This is a genomic window from Sphingobacterium sp. xlx-96, assembly GCF_011007365.1.
In the GTDB taxonomy this organism is placed as follows: Bacteria; Bacteroidota; Bacteroidia; order Sphingobacteriales; family Sphingobacteriaceae; genus Sphingobacterium; species Sphingobacterium luzhongxinii.
The window spans coordinates 47,771-63,206 of record NZ_WFKM01000017.1 but is presented as its reverse complement, the minus strand read 5'-3'; the positions used below and the strand labels follow the sequence as shown (position 1 = coordinate 63,206).

Genomic DNA, 15,436 nt, shown 5'->3' with positions numbered 1-15,436 from the left:
AATCTTTGTGTAGTTATAACATGCAAATTATGGACACCATAAGATATTATCCTCTAGGCGATCGATCTGTCGTCTTGTCTTTTGGTGACCATATTTCGGAAGAAGTGAACATACAGATAAGAAAAGTAGTAGCTTGTCTTGCGAACTGGACTAAGTCTGGTATCGTGGAGTATGTGCCCGCCTATACGACAATAACCATCTACTACGATCCGCTGACGATTCGATATGAGGAGCTAATCAAATCGCTCTCCGACGTGTTAAAAAATATACCGGAACAGCAGCCCCAATCCATTATGGTAAAGGAAATCCCGGTTTATTACAATGGTCCTGATCTGGCATACGTGGCACAGTATAATGGGCTGAGCGTGGAAGAAGTAATCCGTATACATAGTAAGAATGAGTATCTGGTATACATGATCGGGTTCGTACCCGGTTTTCCGTATTTGGGTGGTATGGATAGCAGTATCGCGACACCACGCAAAGAAGTGCCCCGACTGAAGATCCATGCCGGAGCGGTGGGTATTGCGGGACAACAGACCGGTATCTATCCTATGCAAACACCAGGAGGTTGGCAGATCATAGGTCATACACCACTACGACTGTTTGATGTGCATCGGGATAAACCATCCTACTTGGAAGCTGGTGATCGGCTACGGTTTGTGACTGTCGATAAAGAAGATTTTGAGCATTTAATACAGGACAATTATGGGTATTAGGGTGTTCAAAGCGGGGCTACTGACGAGTATACAAGATCTCGGTCGATACGGGTACCAACGATATGGGATAGCGGTATGCGGTGCTATGGATACCTGGGCATTGCAGCTGGGAAACGCCATCCTAGCCAACAAAGAGGGAGAGGCTGCGATAGAGTGTACGAATCTGGGGCCTACGCTCTATTTTGAGAAAGACCAATTGATTTGTATAACTGGAGGCGACCTATCTCCTACCATAGATGGAACACCTATAGCGATGTGGAAGCCGGTTTTTGTACCGCAAGGAGGAGCGCTTTCTTTTGGAAAAACTGTTTCGGGATGTCGCAGTTATATCTGTTTTTATGGAGGACTGGACATTCCTGAGGTATTAGAAAGCCGCTCCACGTATATCAAAGCCGGAATAGGCGGATATGAGGGCCGAGCATTAAAGAAACACGATCATATCGGATTTCGTAGCCCTTATGTGGGGGCAAAAACTGAGTTTAACTGGCAGATGAATCCTTCTCTATACGGTGATCTTGCCATCCGGACGATCCGGGTCACGGCGGGCCCACAATTTGAGCGCTTTGATACGTCTGCGCATCTAGACTTCCTGTCCGGTACTTTTACTTTAAACCGTGCTTCTGATCGTATGGGATATCGCTTGGAATCTAATCCACTACGTCTCAAAGAAAAAACGGAGATGTTGTCCTCGGCAGTCACGTTTGGTACCATTCAGGTACCACCTCAGGGAAATGCCATCGTACTGATGGCCGATCATCCTACCACGGGAGGATACCCCGTGATCGCTCAGGTGGCGACTATAGACCTGCCTTTGCTAGCGCAGATGGCACCAATGGATCAGATTGATTTTAAATTTATTACAATTGATGAGGCGCAAGAATTATTACGTCTCCGCTTCAAAAACTTACAGCAATTAAACCGTGCAATAGCGTTCAAGTATGACGAATAAATACACAGTAGACCTCAACTGCGATATGGGTGAGAGTTTTGGCCCTTGGGCAATGGGTGATGATAAAGCTATACTACCTTATGTGTCGTCGGTAAATATAGCCTGTGGTTTTCATGCGGGCGATCCTTCGACCATGATGCGGACCTTACAACTGGCGGCGGCCTATCCTATACGGATAGGTGCTCATCCTGGATTTCAGGACCTACTGGGTTTTGGCAGAAGGGAAATACAGGTCACACCGCGCGAGGTTTATGAACTGATGGTGTACCAGATAGGCGCTCTTGCAGCGTGTGCCAAGACAAAAGGACTGAAACTCCAGCATGTCAAACCGCACGGGGCACTCTACAATATGGCTGCACGGAAGCGCGACCTTGCCGATGCCATCGCACAGGCGGTATTTGATATAGATCCCGGATTGATTCTATTCGGCCTATCGGGGAGTGAGTCGATCACCGCAGGAAGGGGAAAAGGGCTGACTGTATACAGCGAAGTATTTGCTGATCGTACCTACCAGCACGATGGTAGCCTAACACCTAGACAAGATGCAGATGCGCTAATCCATGACTACAGACGAGCTGCCCAGCAGGTGATCCGAATGATCAAGGAGGGGAAAGTAATATCAATGCAAGGGCTTGAGGTGGATATACAGGTGGATACCATATGTCTGCACGGGGACAATGCGGAAGCAATTCTATTTGCTAGAAAGATAAATGAACAATTAATAGCTGAGGATATAGAAATCAGATGACCAAAAAAAATACGTCAGCGCTCATTGGTGCAGCACTATTGATGGCTACATCGGCAATAGGTCCAGGCTTTTTGACACAGACAACTGTTTTTACCAAATCGTTGGGCGCCAGTTTCGGCTTCGTGATATTGATATCCATCCTCATAGATATCGGTGTGCAATTAAATATCTGGCGCATTATTGCAGTATCCGAGATGCGTGCTCAGGATATTGCCAATAAGTTGTTGCCTGGTCTAGGTGTCTTTCTTTCATTGCTAATTATTCTGGGCGGTCTGGCTTTTAATATTGGCAATGTAGCCGGAGCTGGACTGGGGCTCGAAGCGTTGTTCGGTATCCCTGTGACCACCGGAGCTATATTATCTGCTTTTATCGCTATTGCTGTATTTTTAAACAGACAGATCGGAAAGGCCATGGATCGCTTTACCCAGGTTATGGCGGGTATTATGATCTTGGCTATTGTTTACATTGCAATCATAGCAAGTCCACCGGTAGTTGAAGCAGCCTTAAGAACGGTGCTACCGCTCAAGATCGACTTTATCGCTATCATTACATTGATAGGGGGCACGGTAGGTGGGTACATCACCTTTGCCGGCGGACACCGTTTGGTCGATGCGGACATCAAGGGAAAGGAGGCTTTGCCCGAGGTTAGCAGAAGTGCAGTAATGGGGATATCGGCAGCATCGCTAGTGCGTATCTGTCTATTTTTGGCGTCATTGGGTATTATACAACAAGGCTTATCGATTGACGATAGCAATCCGACGGCTTCTGTATTTCAGCTTGCTGCCGGAAACTTTGGTTACCGATTGTTCGGTCTCGTTATGTTTGCCGCGGCGGTGACATCTATCATCGGATCGGCATACACCTCCGTTTCTTTCATCAAATCATTTAGCACGAAGATCGCTAAAAATGAAAATTGGGTTATCATCGGATTCATTCTGATTTCGACGATGCTATTTATCGTGCTGGGCAAACCAGTTAATCTCCTGATTATGGCTGGAGCAATCAACGGAATTATATTGCCTATTTCGCTGTCGGTAATGCTGATTGCAGCTTATAAACCAACAATTGTCGGCTCGTATAAGCAGCCTCCATTATTGACGCTAGTGGGAGCAATAATAGTGGTTTTGATGGCTTATATGAGTATCCGGGTGCTAATAGATGTGCTTTAAGCTTCTTTTCGCATTTTGTTTCGGTAGGCCATGTCATTGGCCATTCCATCAGGAAATGAGAAAGGTTGTGATATTTATCCCACAACCTTTCCTATTATTACAGATTTGATACATCTTATTTTTTCTCAGCATAACTCGCCGGATCCAATGCCTTGGGCGACCAGTTTTCTAAGAAGCCTACTACCCTCTTCGTATCATACCCGTGCCCCTGTTCTAGGTGTGCCGTGTTTTGGGTATGCAGACGGTTACCTTTGGCATCGAGAATAACAAATACAGGAAATCCGAAACGTTGAGGGTAACCTAATGAAGACAACAACTTCTCGTTTTTTTGTTCTTTGCTGTAGTTAACATGGACAACTACGTAGTTTTTGTCGAAGGCTGTTTTGACGGTATCATTTTCATGGGTGTATTTATTAAACAACAGGCACCAGCTACACCAGTTACCTCCGATTTGCAGAAACACGTGTTTGTTTTCGGTTTTAGCCTGTTTAAGTGCAGTGGCTATCTCAGCTTCGGCATTGGCATTGGGGTTATAGACTGTGGCTTGCTGGCCCTTTGTGATGAAGACACAAAAGAGCAAAAATGAAAATGTAATAAGGCGCATAACTGAAATTTTAGTGCTGTAAGTAAGCTTGTTTCCAATATTAATGAAAAATTCTGATAATCGGAAGTAAGCGGGGATTGTGTCCCATATTCGGATAGTATTCTCCGGTATTGGCTCAGGCTATTCGCTTCCCTAAAATTTTGAGGCTATGCTCCACGCCGTCAAGTAAAGCGATATCAGGAAGTGTAGCCCATTCTTCAAAACCTAGATACTTAAACAATTTAATACTGGGCTCATTGTGCGCAAAAATAAAACCAAGCACAGTCTTCACACCAAAATTTTGCGCTTTTTCTAAAGAGTGTTGAAGAATGTCTTTTCCTAAACCTTGTCCTCTTTGTGATTCGTGTATATAAATACTGATTTCCACGGTTGCATCATAAGCTGGTCTCCCATAAAATGACTGAAAACTCACCCAACCGATTATTTTTGTAGAATCGTCTTCTATAACCCATAGTGGTCTTTTCTCCGGATTATGCCGATCGAACCACCCTAATCTACTATCAACAGAAACCGGGACCGTATCTGCAGTAACCATCCTTGAAGCGATGGTCGAATTATAGATATCTACGATCTCGTTTAGATCTGCTTTGTTGGCATCTCTATATGTTAGCCTCATAATATTTATTTTAAATCGTTTGTCCTGGTCTTTAGTAATACTTTATAAAGTAATCATCTCTTTTTTTATCATTATATCAGTCTGCTCGTCTTCGGCTATTACGAAAATATGCTTATCAAACTCTACAAATCCATTTCTTTGATAGAATCGGATGGCTCGTGAATTTTCCTCCGAAACACCCAGCCAGACATAGCTGACCCTCTTTTCTTTAGCGACATCTATTGCTTTATCATACAGGAATCTGTCCTACTTTCTTACCGTGGTAGTTTTGAAGCACGTAAATACGTTCTATTTCTAAGCTACTACTACTGTCTTTCAATTCTGTTTGTGAAGTTCCAAAATTTAGTTTCAAATAACCAATAACGTTTTCATCTTCGACGGCAAAATAAAACCCTGAGTCTTCATCGTTCAATTCTTCAGTCAGCTTTTCAGCAGAAAAACCCTCTTCTAAATATTTTACCATGTTCTCTTATGTATTGCATTTGTATTGACTTTATATGATTTCAAACCGTGTATACTGAGTCGATCCACTTTGATTTTTCGATTGGACCGAGAGGCAGCCAGCACTTCATTTCCAAAATGATGCTAAATCAAACTTACGAATACATTTATTCTCTTTATTGATCATTCTGCAATTTTCTGTTTCATGGCATCAAGAGTCCTAAAGACTCTCTATCCAAATAAATGCTCCTTTTTTCCGTTCTATCACAATCGTACAAGATTCTCTGATCAAATGGAGTAATCAAATATCAAAAACAACTGATCATAATATCTGTTTATACTATTGAAATCCAATTGATTTGATATTGGGTACATGATAAAAACAAATCATTAAATTAAAAATTGTATTATGAAAACATTATTTTATCAGGCTTGCATCACATTGCTTCTATTTTGCCAATGTGCCTCTTCAAGTATCATCACCGGGGCTTGGAAGGCTCCCGCTGTAGGCGACACAAAGTACAAAAAGGTTTTTGTCGCAGCGTTGACTGAAAACGTACCGGCACGTCAGAAGGTAGAGGACGAAATAGCGAACGCAATACAGATGCTTGGAACAAATACCGTAAAAAGCATCGAAGTGTTTCCTCCAGATTTTAATAAAACGGGAACAAAGAAATCAGATCTGGCGCTGAGAAGAATTGCGGAAACAAATAGTGACGCCATCTTGACTATTGCCTTATTGGACCAAACTTCAGAAAGTCGATATGTGCCCAATACCAGTATCTATCCTGTAACCAGATTTGGATACTACGGCACATTTGGAGGTTATTATGACTTTTGGTATGGCAACTATAATGACGGATACTATACTACAGATAAGACCTACTACCTCGAAGCCAATCTATATGACGTGAGAACGAATAAGCTAATCTGGTCTACACAATCTGAAACATACAATCCTAGCTCATTGGATAGTTTTTTAAAAGGATATAAGAAAGCAATCATCGATCAATTGAAAAAAGACAACGTACTATCAACTAATTAAAAAATCTCCATTTGACAAGAGAGAAGGCTATCATGCATCCCACAATTTAGCTATCTGAGGGATACAAGCTAAAAGTGCTTTCAACTTTGGTTTCGAAAACTGGCTCAATTGTTCTTCTATAAAACTATCAACCCGGTCGTACCGACGTATGGTTTACATGACAAGTTCATGAAGCATATCGTCCCCCTTCTTCTCGCCTATCAATACATGCAGGAAGCTCTTGCCATCATGCACTAGCTTCCTGCAAAAGGACTCCCAAAAACACCCACAGCCAACTCTGCCCAAACAACTGCAAGTATCAGTATTGCAAGAAAAATTAACCCGTACCGCAAATACCTTTTGCTGACAAGCCGAATCAGCAACTCGCAAAACAGACCTGTCACCGTCAATAAAAAAGCCGCTATTATGAAATCTGAAAACGTCCACTTGACTTCGGATGAAAATTGCATAGCGATCAAGGGAATCGACAAAATGGCTGCTATTCCAACTGCACCCATTTTTACTCTGTTGTTTATTATGGTCATGTCCAACGTAATTAAAAGTACTTTGATTCACAAAGTAACTGAATAAATGATTAGTATCAAAATATTTTTTTTTCTAACCGTCTGTATATTAACTACCCTGCATGAACGCACTTGTTATTGTCACAACGATCAACAAGGAATTCTTCATGGTGAGATAGTCGAGAAACTTGGCTTCAGCTATCGATGCGAGAGTCCAGATCTATCGTTGTTTATCTGTACTAAATGCTTTACAGCGCTCGTCATATTTTCAGGACTTACCTTTGATAACGTCACGAATGTACAGCCATTGAAGACTGCAAATTGTTTCATCCGTTCGGCAAAAGACTTACCCCATAATTCAAAATCTATTTGCGAATTTTCAATATGAAGGTGTATAATTTCAAGCTTCCTTTCTTTTCGGTGCGCTTTGCAATCTACTCTACCTAAAAATGTGCAGCTAAATAGGATCGGTAGGCAAAAATACCCGTACTGTCTTTTCTCCTTTGGTGTATAACATTCGATACGATAATCAAAATCGAAAAATTGCTTAACCCGGTCACGGTGTATAATAGAATTATCGAAGGGGGATAACAGCTTAATTTCCAAAAAATTCTTACATGCTCGCTTCTCCATTAAATCATTTAATACAAAAATAGAAGGGAAACCTTCAATATTGATTTTTTCTATTACTCGATCTTCAAGCATAGTATTTAAAATTTCTCTTACATTTTTTCTTATCGCTTCGCCTGCTTTAAGATGAGTTATTTGTCTGACAGTCGTCCATCCATAGGCCTTCAAGTATGTATTTACTAAATACGAGGCAAACTCGACGGGAGTAGGTACGGTCAAATCAATATCATGAGGTAACACTCTCTCAGGGATATCGTATGTCTTTTGCATGCCATTACGTTCTGAAATCAGCAAATCGCCCTGTAAGAAAAGACGCTCTAAAGCAACTTTAGCTGGTTTCCATTCCCACCAACTTCCTCCCTTTATGGCTACGCTTTTAAAGTCTCTTGTTTTTTTCGGCCCTTCAGAACGAATAGTATCTATAACATACTTCATCACTCTAGAGTCTGCATTGTAATAATGAGACTCGTTGTGTCTGACCTTTGACATCTGGGGTAATACAAATCGGAAGTCCTTTATAGGAAGATAAGATGCGGCATGAAACCAATATTCAAATACTTTACGTTCTTTCACCAGTTCATCCAAATAGATGGTAGCGTAGTCCGGAACTCTTGTCCAGAGTACGTGGTGATGTGCTCTTTCAACAATCGATAAAGTATCAATCTGTAAATAACCAAGCTGTTCCAATGTACTGAGCACGGCATTTTTCCCTGTTCCGAATGGTGATTTGGACAGTAATCCCTGACTGGATAACGTAATCCGTTGTAACTCCTGTATTGTCAATGTTCTTTGTGAATTATTAAAACTGACTTTTTACCTAAAAACTAGTTTTTACCGCTATAGTGTCTTCTTTTATCATTTTCTATCACAAAAGTACAATATGCCTACGACAACCCTATGACAAGAGTCCTCAATGCTTCTTTTACGCCCTGACTTAAAAATAAAATAGAAGGGGTAAAAAATAAATTACTACTCCAAAACGAAGAATACCGTGAAGTAGAGGATACAAATTTTAGAGCTTTGCCCAAAGAGATAAAACTGAAAGCGGAGAAAATGCTGAAAGTTGCAAAAAGTCAACTTTAATGAAGCGGCTGGAATAGAAGAAAGCCGTATTTCTTAACGAAATACGGCTTATAATCTCAAGTAATCCGTTTGTTATTAATTCAAAACTTCGATCTTTTTGACCGCTCGGTGCTCTACTCCATACATATCGGTAACCCGAACTTCAACAGTATGTGTGCCGGCTTTCAAATTGGGTAATTTCATTTCCCAAAGATGTGTTGAATTTACAGCATCGGAAGGTCTACGTCCTTCAATAAGCGCTGTTGCGTTATCAAATTTCAAGACATCATATTGGTAACTTGGATCTGTCGTCTCCACACGATTCATTGCTTTCCAATCTTTACCATCCAGACTATACTCCACTACATCTTCCGTGCGTCCCATAAAAAAGTTTGCATATACTTTATATCGTCTTGCATGTTTACTTTTAACGGCACTTGGAGCTATTAGATTAATCTGATATTCGCTATTATGACCAGCTACTTTATAATCAAAAGCATAAGAGTTATCGCTAATATTCATAATCGCATACCCTTTAGGTGTACCATCTCGCATGGTAGATGCCGGTACCCCTTGATGGTTCATCTGCCCGGAGTACCAATCGCCTGATGTAGTACCCACGTTATACTCATGGTGTGGCTTCGTCTGATGCCAACCTTCAGATTTCCCATAAAAGTTCTGTTGTTGATAATGTGTATGTGCGGAAAGGGAAACGGTATTAGGGAAGTCCTTTAAGAGATCAAAAAGACGTTGTCTATCTTCATTACGAAATACGTCCGAGTTTTTGTGAACTAACGGAATATGAAAAGCTAAAACAATAAGCTTTTCTTTTGGTACATACCTTAAATCATTCTCTACAAAGTCGAGTTGATCTTTGCGAAAACCTCCAAGATAGCCTTTTCCACTACGCGGATTGGGATAGATGATATTATCTAAAATAATAAAGTGCGCATTGCCGTAATTAAACGAATAGTTATTGGGACCAAAGTTCAACTCGAAACTTTCATCTGATAATGAATCTGCGACTACATCATAATTCATATCGTGATTGCCCATTACATTGTACCATGGTAATCCCATACCTGCAATTGTCTCTTTATAAGGCTCGTGAAGCGTTAAATCATCTCCAACAAGATCGCCTAAACTGACTCCAAACAAAAATCGCTCTTTGTTTGCTATATCATCGACGATACCTTTTTTGAAAAATTCAAGTTCCTCATTGGTATATGCCTGTGGGTCACCAAAGACCAATGCTTTGAAATCTGTAGGCTCTTGCTGTGCATACACCGGAAAGTTCAAAGACTTAGGTAGCTGACCTGTGGCTTCAGCTGTTGTGTGTTTTAACTTTGGAGATCCAAAAGGTTTATGTATATAGTAAAAAAGGGGACGATGCTGCTTATCTTGAGGAAAGACGTAATCTTTGGGTTTGATCACAAAGATTATGTTATCATTTTTTACCGGAAGGCTATAATTACCTTTGCTATCGGTCTGTACAACATCTCTACCGTTACTAACGCTAACACCTCCCACTCCGACTTCACTCTTTTCGCGTTTGCCATTTTTATTGGCATCAACAAAGACGGTTCCTTTTACCACTTCTTGCGCCTGCACGATTCCTGTACAAAGCAATACTCCAGCTAATAAATACTTAATGTTCATATAATAATTCGTTTCTCAAAAATACGCTTAAGAAACGAATTGCAATTTAAGATACTATTAAGTAAATGTTAAAAACAAACAACGCGGGCTATCTATTGCTTAGCTTGGTATACAAGTCGACCACAAACTCCAATTGTTGGCTCTGATTCAAGTCGGAATTATCTAATACCACAGCATCTTCGGCTTGTCTTAAGGGGCTCTCGGTACGTGTGCTGTCGATATGGTCTCTATGAGCTAAGTTAGCTTTTACCTCTTCCATAGTTACCTGTTCTCCTTTCGCTGTCAATTCGGCATAGCGTCTCTCTGCCCGCACGTTTGGATCGGCTGTCATAAAGATCTTGAGATCTGCGTCTGGGAATACAGTAGTACCGATATCACGCCCGTCCATCACAATATTACGCTTCTGCCCCAGTTTCTGCTGTTGAGACACCATCGCCTGACGTACCTCTTTTATCGCACTCACCTCACTGACATTGTCCGATATCTCCATCTTCCGGATATCTTCGGAAACATCTTCATTATTAAGAAAAATCTGCACTTTGTCGGTATTAGGTACAAAGTCAATATGAATATCTTCTAAAGCACTCACAACGGCGTCGTGATCAGTATAATCAATCGTGTTACGTAAGAAATATAAAGTCACTGCTCTGTACATGGCTCCGCTATCCACGAAAACAAAATTCAGTTTTTTTGCTAAAGCTTTTGCAATAGTGCTCTTGCCACATGAGGAGAAGCCATCTATCGCTATAATAAAATTTTTTCTTGCCATAATGTGATTACGAATTTCCTCCTATTAAAACTCCTGGCTTATTAACCAAAGGAACCTTGGATAGATTTTCGTCAACTATGCTTTCAGGTAAAAAAATATATTTTTTATCATAGATAGTATCATCAATATAATAACTTAGCCAATATTCATTGGTCAGGCCAAAAACCTGCTGATCTATCGCTTCTATACGAATTGAACTATTTGCAGCTACATCTCCAATAAAATGACGTAAAGTGGTTGTCTTTACTTCTCTTTCATCTTTCAGACCATAGCCCTTAGAAGTCACAAAGACATTTCTTAACGGTAGTTCCTTCTCATTCACCAAATACACATTCCATGATTTTTGGGTAGGAGAATCGCTTTCGAGTACAACGGCTATAGAAATGTCTTCTACAATATTAATCGGCAAATCTTTCTTCATCTGCTACTTCTTTTTTGTTGCGGCTTTCTTCGTTGCAGGTTTCTTTGTTATTTTTTTTACAGTTTTACCAGCTTTAGGGTCTTCTGCTGCCCATTTTAAAACATCCTCATAAGTGATTGCTGATACGTCTGTCCCTTTAGGAATTTTGATATTCTGTTTTTCCAATCGAATAAATGGGCCCCATCGTCCATTTTCAATCTGGGCTTTTGGATTTTCGTCAAAGACGCGTATTACTTTTTCAATATCTTTCTGTCTTTTCTCTTTAATAATTGCTATAGCCTGCTCTTCGGTCACGTCTAAAGGATCTACTCCTTTGGGTAAGGAGTAAAATGCAGACTCATGCTTGATGTAAGGTCCAAAACGTCCTATAGCGACCGTCATTTCCTTTTCTTCAAATTGACCCACCTTTTTAGGAAGCTTAAATAACTCCATTGCTTCTTCAAAAGTTATCGTTTCGATCATCTGTCCCTTGCGTAAAGATGCAAAGCGTGGCTTTTCCTCGTCATCGGCTGTTCCGATCTGAACCAATGGTCCGAAACGGCCTACACGTACACTAACAGGCTTTCCTGTTTCTGGATCAGTACCGAGCTCCCGCTCGTTGGTCGCTCTTTCTGCATTTTCCAACGTATCCTCTACCTCATGATGAAAAGGACGATAAAACGCTTCTAGCATATCGGTCCACTCCTTACTGCCCTGAGCGATCTCATCGAATTCTTTCTCAACACGAGCCGTAAAGTTAAAGTCCACAATACCTTTAAAATGTTCTACTAAAAAGTCGTTAACTAATACACCTATGTCTGTAGGAAAAAGCTTATTACGCTCTACTCCTGTCATTTCGGTCTTTAATACTTCACTAATCTCAGTTCCGACCAATCGAAGTACGTTGTAATCACGCGGCTTACCATCACGATCCTCCTTAATTACGTAACCACGATTTTGAATAGTAGAAATAGTCGGTGCATATGTAGAAGGTCTTCCGATCCCCAACTCCTCCAATTTCTTTACCAAAGAAGCCTCTGTATAACGGGCAGGAGGACGAGAGAATCGTTCAGTGGCCGTCATCTCGTTGAGCGTTAACACTTGCCCCTGCTCTAAAGGTGGTAACAATGCATTGTCCGCATCCCCATCCGCAACCACATCATTTTCCTCGTCCGTAGACTCCATATACACCTTCAAGAAGCCGTCGAATCGCATGATTTCACCGGTTGCGGTCAATTCCTCTTTCCGTGTAGAAATATCAATCTTGGCCACAGTCTTTTCAAACTCTGCTTCACTCATTTGCGAAGCAATAGCGCGCTTCCAGATCAACTCGTATAAACGTCGCTCGGAAGCATCCCCGTCGATAGAGTGTTCTGAAAAGTAAGTCGGCCGTATAGCTTCGTGTGCTTCCTGTGCTCCTGCGGCTTTTGTTTTATATTTCCTTAGCTTGTGGTACTTCTCCCCATAAGCATTTACAATCTCATTTTCGGCCGCTTGAATTGCGGTATCTGATAAATTAACCGAATCGGTACGCATATAAGTGATCCGTCCAGCTTCATACAGCCGCTGCGCGACCTGCATAGTCCTAGCAACTGAAAAACCTAACTTACGGCTAGCCTCCTGTTGCAACGTCGAAGTTGTAAAAGGTGCAGCTGGATTTCTTCGGGCAGGCTTTTTCTCTAATGATGCAATCGAAAAATCAGCTTTCATGCAGTCATTTAAAAACAACTTCGCATCTTCTTTTTTATCAAAACGTTGTGGTAGCTCGGCTTTGAAAAACTCCTTCCCCTTGCCTGTATAAAAAATAGCGACAATTTTAAAAGCTGCTTCCGCATTAAATTTATTTATTTCGCGTTCACGCTCTACAATAACACGTACAGCCACTGACTGTACACGTCCAGCAGAAAGTGATGGTTTTACCTTTCTCCAAAGCACAGGAGACAATTCAAACCCCACAAGTCTATCAAGTACCCTACGTGCTTGTTGGGCATATACTAGGTTATAGTCTATTTTTCGTGGGTTTTCAATAGCGCTTAATATGGCTGGTTTTGTAATTTCATGAAATACGATACGCTTGGTCGCATCTTCCTTGAGCCCTAATGTTTCGAACAAATGCCATGAAATGGCCTCTCCCTCGCGGTCCTCATCGGACGCTAACCATACTGTTTCTGCAGTCTTTGCTAATTTCTTCAACTCGCTGACAACAGCCTTTTTATCGGCAGGAACTTCATATTTTTGTTCAAACTTATTATCGGTATCGATAGCGTCATCCGTCTTCACCAAATCACGGATATGTCCGTAACTAGACTTTACCAGAAAATCACTTCCTAAATATCCTTCTATCGTTTTAGCCTTTGCTGGCGACTCTACTATCAATAAATTTTTAGCCATTAACTTTATAAGATTTCTGCAAATATTACTATTTCAAAATGGAATGACAATTATTTTTACCAATAATATTGTAAAACTTCGTTATATCATCCAATGCCCTGACAAAACATCCAAGAGATAAAAACAAGCAAAAACAACAGAAGCAATCCCATTTGTCGTCATAAATGCTCTGTCCACCCGCGACAAATCGGTAGGACTCACTATTCGATGCTGATAAACCAACAATGCGCCATAAAATGCCACTCCAATGTAATAAAGAATCCCTACTTGGATAAATAACGCAGGAAGTAGCACGAAAACAAATGATAACAGGTGTAATATTTCGGAGATTCTTAACGCATTCTTTGCCCCAAAATTGGCCGGTATGGATTGCAACTTGTGCTTACGGTCAAAATCCTCATCTTGTAATGCATAAATAATATCAAACCCACTGACCCAGGTTAGCACTGCTAAACCATACCATATAGGTACTAAATCAAACTGGCCTGTTACGGCAAGATAAGCGCCCACGGGAGCAAGTCCCAAACCTAACCCTAAAACAAAATGACAAAGCGGCGAGATGCGTTTCATATAAGAATAGAACAAAACGACAAACAACGCAATCGGCGATAATAACAAACACATCGGATTAATAAAGTAGGTAGCAACTACAAAAACTATACAATTAACAACTGTGAATGTTAAAGCTGCAGAGGGACTGATTTTGCCGGCCGGAATATCACGTACAGCTGTTCTCGGGTTGAGCGCATCTACATCTCTATCTAAATATCTATTGAATGCCATGGCAGCATTACGTGCTGTAACCATACATAACAGCATCAGAAAGAACAGCTTCCACTCAAAATTATATACTGTAGTCGATACCGCTAAAAAAAAACCAATAACTGCAAAAGGAAGTGCAAAGATGCTATGCGCAAAAAGCACCAACGACATATATTTTTTCATATGTGTATAATTATTTCATGAGCTCGCAAACTCGGTTTGATTTTTATCTGTCATAGGGAATATCCAAACTATATTATGCACGTTTTAGTTGCGAAATGCTGTGCATGCTGCTTCGCGGTCATTCGTGTTTGTGTAGCCGGTACTACATGGATATTTCATAACTAGGAAACAGGAGGTACCGTAAATTCTTGATTTATCGCATCAATCTTTTCTAAAATTGGCTCCAGCCCCATCTTATCTTCAGCAGATGTCAAAAACCTCGTAGGAACCTCTTCAAACCATTTGAGAAGTGCCCGCTTAAACTTGGCCATGTTTTGATCAGACTTTACTATTGACTGTTTATCTGCTTTAGTAAAGATCAACATAAAAGGTAGGCCTCTCTCTCCAAGCCAACAACAAAAGTCCAAATCTATTTTTTGAGGTTCTAGACGACTATCGATCAGAACGAAAATACATTGTAGGCTTTCCCTACTCAACAAATACTTTCTAATAAATTTTTCCCAATCGGCTCTATTCTTTTTAGAAGTCTGCGCATATCCATAGCCAGGTAAATCCACCAGATACCAAGTATCATTAATTATAAAATGATTTATAAGTTGTGTCTTTCCGGGTCTTTGGGATGTCTTTGCCAGTCCTTTCTTATTCGTCAAAGCATTGATCAACGAAGATTTACCAACATTAGAACGTCCAATAAACGCATATTCTGGTAATGTAGGATCAGGTAATTTGTCGACTTGTGTATTACTACATACAAATTCAGCGGATTTGATAAGCATAGACAAAGGTAGA

The 15,436-nt window shown here is 40.8% G+C and carries 17 protein-coding genes; 5 read left to right on the top strand and 12 right to left on the bottom strand.

All coding sequences use genetic code 11. The annotated features are described in order from the left end of the window. The first annotated feature begins 29 nt into the window (after positions 1 to 29). The 4 genes from pxpB to G7B20_RS19145 are packed head-to-tail and all read left to right on the top strand — an operon-like array spanning position 30 to position 3,582. Positions 30 to 716, top strand: a complete 687-nt coding sequence (pxpB, locus tag G7B20_RS19160; RefSeq protein WP_164113030.1) for a 5-oxoprolinase subunit PxpB — start codon at positions 30 to 32, stop codon at positions 714 to 716. Continuing rightward, positions 706 to 1,665, top strand: coding sequence for a biotin-dependent carboxyltransferase family protein (locus G7B20_RS19155; RefSeq protein ID WP_164113029.1), 960 nt, complete (start codon positions 706 to 708; stop codon positions 1,663 to 1,665). The genes pxpB and G7B20_RS19155 overlap by 11 nt, the downstream gene beginning before the upstream one ends. Further along, complete coding sequence (locus tag G7B20_RS19150; protein WP_164113028.1) at positions 1,655 to 2,413, top strand: LamB/YcsF family protein; 759 nt, start codon at positions 1,655 to 1,657, stop codon at positions 2,411 to 2,413. The genes G7B20_RS19155 and G7B20_RS19150 overlap by 11 nt, the downstream gene beginning before the upstream one ends. Continuing rightward, a complete protein-coding gene (locus G7B20_RS19145) occupies positions 2,410 to 3,582 on the top strand; it encodes an NRAMP family divalent metal transporter (protein WP_164113027.1) in 1,173 nt (390 codons plus the stop codon). Before G7B20_RS19150 ends, G7B20_RS19145 begins: the two co-directional genes overlap by 4 nt. A gap of 115 nt (positions 3,583 to 3,697) precedes the next feature. On the opposite strand, the gene G7B20_RS19140 is transcribed toward G7B20_RS19145, so the two are convergent. From G7B20_RS19140 to G7B20_RS19640, 4 genes are all read right to left on the bottom strand, one after another. Next, positions 3,698 to 4,186, bottom strand: a complete 489-nt coding sequence (locus G7B20_RS19140) for a thioredoxin family protein (RefSeq protein ID WP_164113026.1) — start codon at positions 4,184 to 4,186, stop codon at positions 3,698 to 3,700. A 115-nt stretch (positions 4,187 to 4,301) separates the two neighbouring features. Beyond that, positions 4,302 to 4,802 carry a GNAT family N-acetyltransferase gene (locus G7B20_RS19135; RefSeq protein WP_164113025.1) on the bottom strand — a complete coding sequence of 167 codons (501 nt, stop codon included), beginning with the start codon at positions 4,800 to 4,802 and terminating at the stop codon, positions 4,302 to 4,304. A 42-nt stretch (positions 4,803 to 4,844) separates the two neighbouring features. After that, entirely contained in the window at positions 4,845 to 5,024 is a 180-nt protein-coding gene (locus G7B20_RS19645) for a GNAT family N-acetyltransferase (RefSeq protein WP_262886670.1), read from the bottom strand. A 7-nt stretch (positions 5,025 to 5,031) separates the two neighbouring features. After that, entirely contained in the window at positions 5,032 to 5,265 is a 234-nt protein-coding gene (locus G7B20_RS19640; RefSeq protein ID WP_262886574.1) for a GNAT family N-acetyltransferase, read from the bottom strand. Between the two features lie 387 nt (positions 5,266 to 5,652). Here G7B20_RS19640 and G7B20_RS19125 point away from each other — a divergent pair, with 387 nt between their 5' ends. Further along, on the top strand, positions 5,653 to 6,288 hold the full coding sequence (locus G7B20_RS19125; RefSeq protein WP_164113024.1) for a hypothetical protein: 636 nt from the start codon (positions 5,653 to 5,655) through the stop codon (positions 6,286 to 6,288). A 233-nt stretch (positions 6,289 to 6,521) separates the two neighbouring features. On the opposite strand, the gene G7B20_RS19120 is transcribed toward G7B20_RS19125, so the two are convergent. From G7B20_RS19120 to yihA, 8 genes are all read right to left on the bottom strand, one after another. After that, a complete protein-coding gene (locus tag G7B20_RS19120) occupies positions 6,522 to 6,812 on the bottom strand; it encodes a hypothetical protein (RefSeq protein WP_164113023.1) in 291 nt (96 codons plus the stop codon). A gap of 177 nt (positions 6,813 to 6,989) precedes the next feature. Further along, positions 6,990 to 8,204: a winged helix-turn-helix domain-containing protein gene (locus G7B20_RS19115; RefSeq protein ID WP_164113022.1), complete on the bottom strand. Its 1,215-nt coding sequence runs from the start codon at positions 8,202 to 8,204 to the stop codon at positions 6,990 to 6,992. A gap of 375 nt (positions 8,205 to 8,579) precedes the next feature. Then, positions 8,580 to 10,142 carry a calcineurin-like phosphoesterase C-terminal domain-containing protein gene (locus G7B20_RS19110; RefSeq protein ID WP_164113021.1) on the bottom strand — a complete coding sequence of 521 codons (1,563 nt, stop codon included), beginning with the start codon at positions 10,140 to 10,142 and terminating at the stop codon, positions 8,580 to 8,582. Positions 10,143 to 10,230: 88 nt separating this feature from the next. Beyond that, entirely contained in the window at positions 10,231 to 10,911 is a 681-nt protein-coding gene (gene cmk, locus G7B20_RS19105; protein WP_205600286.1) for a (d)CMP kinase, read from the bottom strand. 7 nt (positions 10,912 to 10,918) lie between these two features. Beyond that, complete coding sequence (locus G7B20_RS19100) at positions 10,919 to 11,332, bottom strand: hypothetical protein (protein ID WP_164113020.1); 414 nt, start codon at positions 11,330 to 11,332, stop codon at positions 10,919 to 10,921. 3 nt (positions 11,333 to 11,335) lie between these two features. Then, positions 11,336 to 13,702 (bottom strand): type I DNA topoisomerase, encoded by a 2,367-nt coding sequence (topA, locus tag G7B20_RS19095; RefSeq protein ID WP_164113019.1) that lies wholly within the window; start codon positions 13,700 to 13,702, stop codon positions 11,336 to 11,338. An 81-nt stretch (positions 13,703 to 13,783) separates the two neighbouring features. Next, on the bottom strand, positions 13,784 to 14,647 hold the full coding sequence (locus G7B20_RS19090; RefSeq protein WP_164113018.1) for a UbiA-like polyprenyltransferase: 864 nt from the start codon (positions 14,645 to 14,647) through the stop codon (positions 13,784 to 13,786). Positions 14,648 to 14,808: 161 nt separating this feature from the next. Further along, complete coding sequence (gene yihA, locus G7B20_RS19085) at positions 14,809 to 15,423, bottom strand: ribosome biogenesis GTP-binding protein YihA/YsxC (RefSeq protein ID WP_164113017.1); 615 nt, start codon at positions 15,421 to 15,423, stop codon at positions 14,809 to 14,811. Between the last annotated feature and the right edge of the window lie 13 nt (positions 15,424 to 15,436).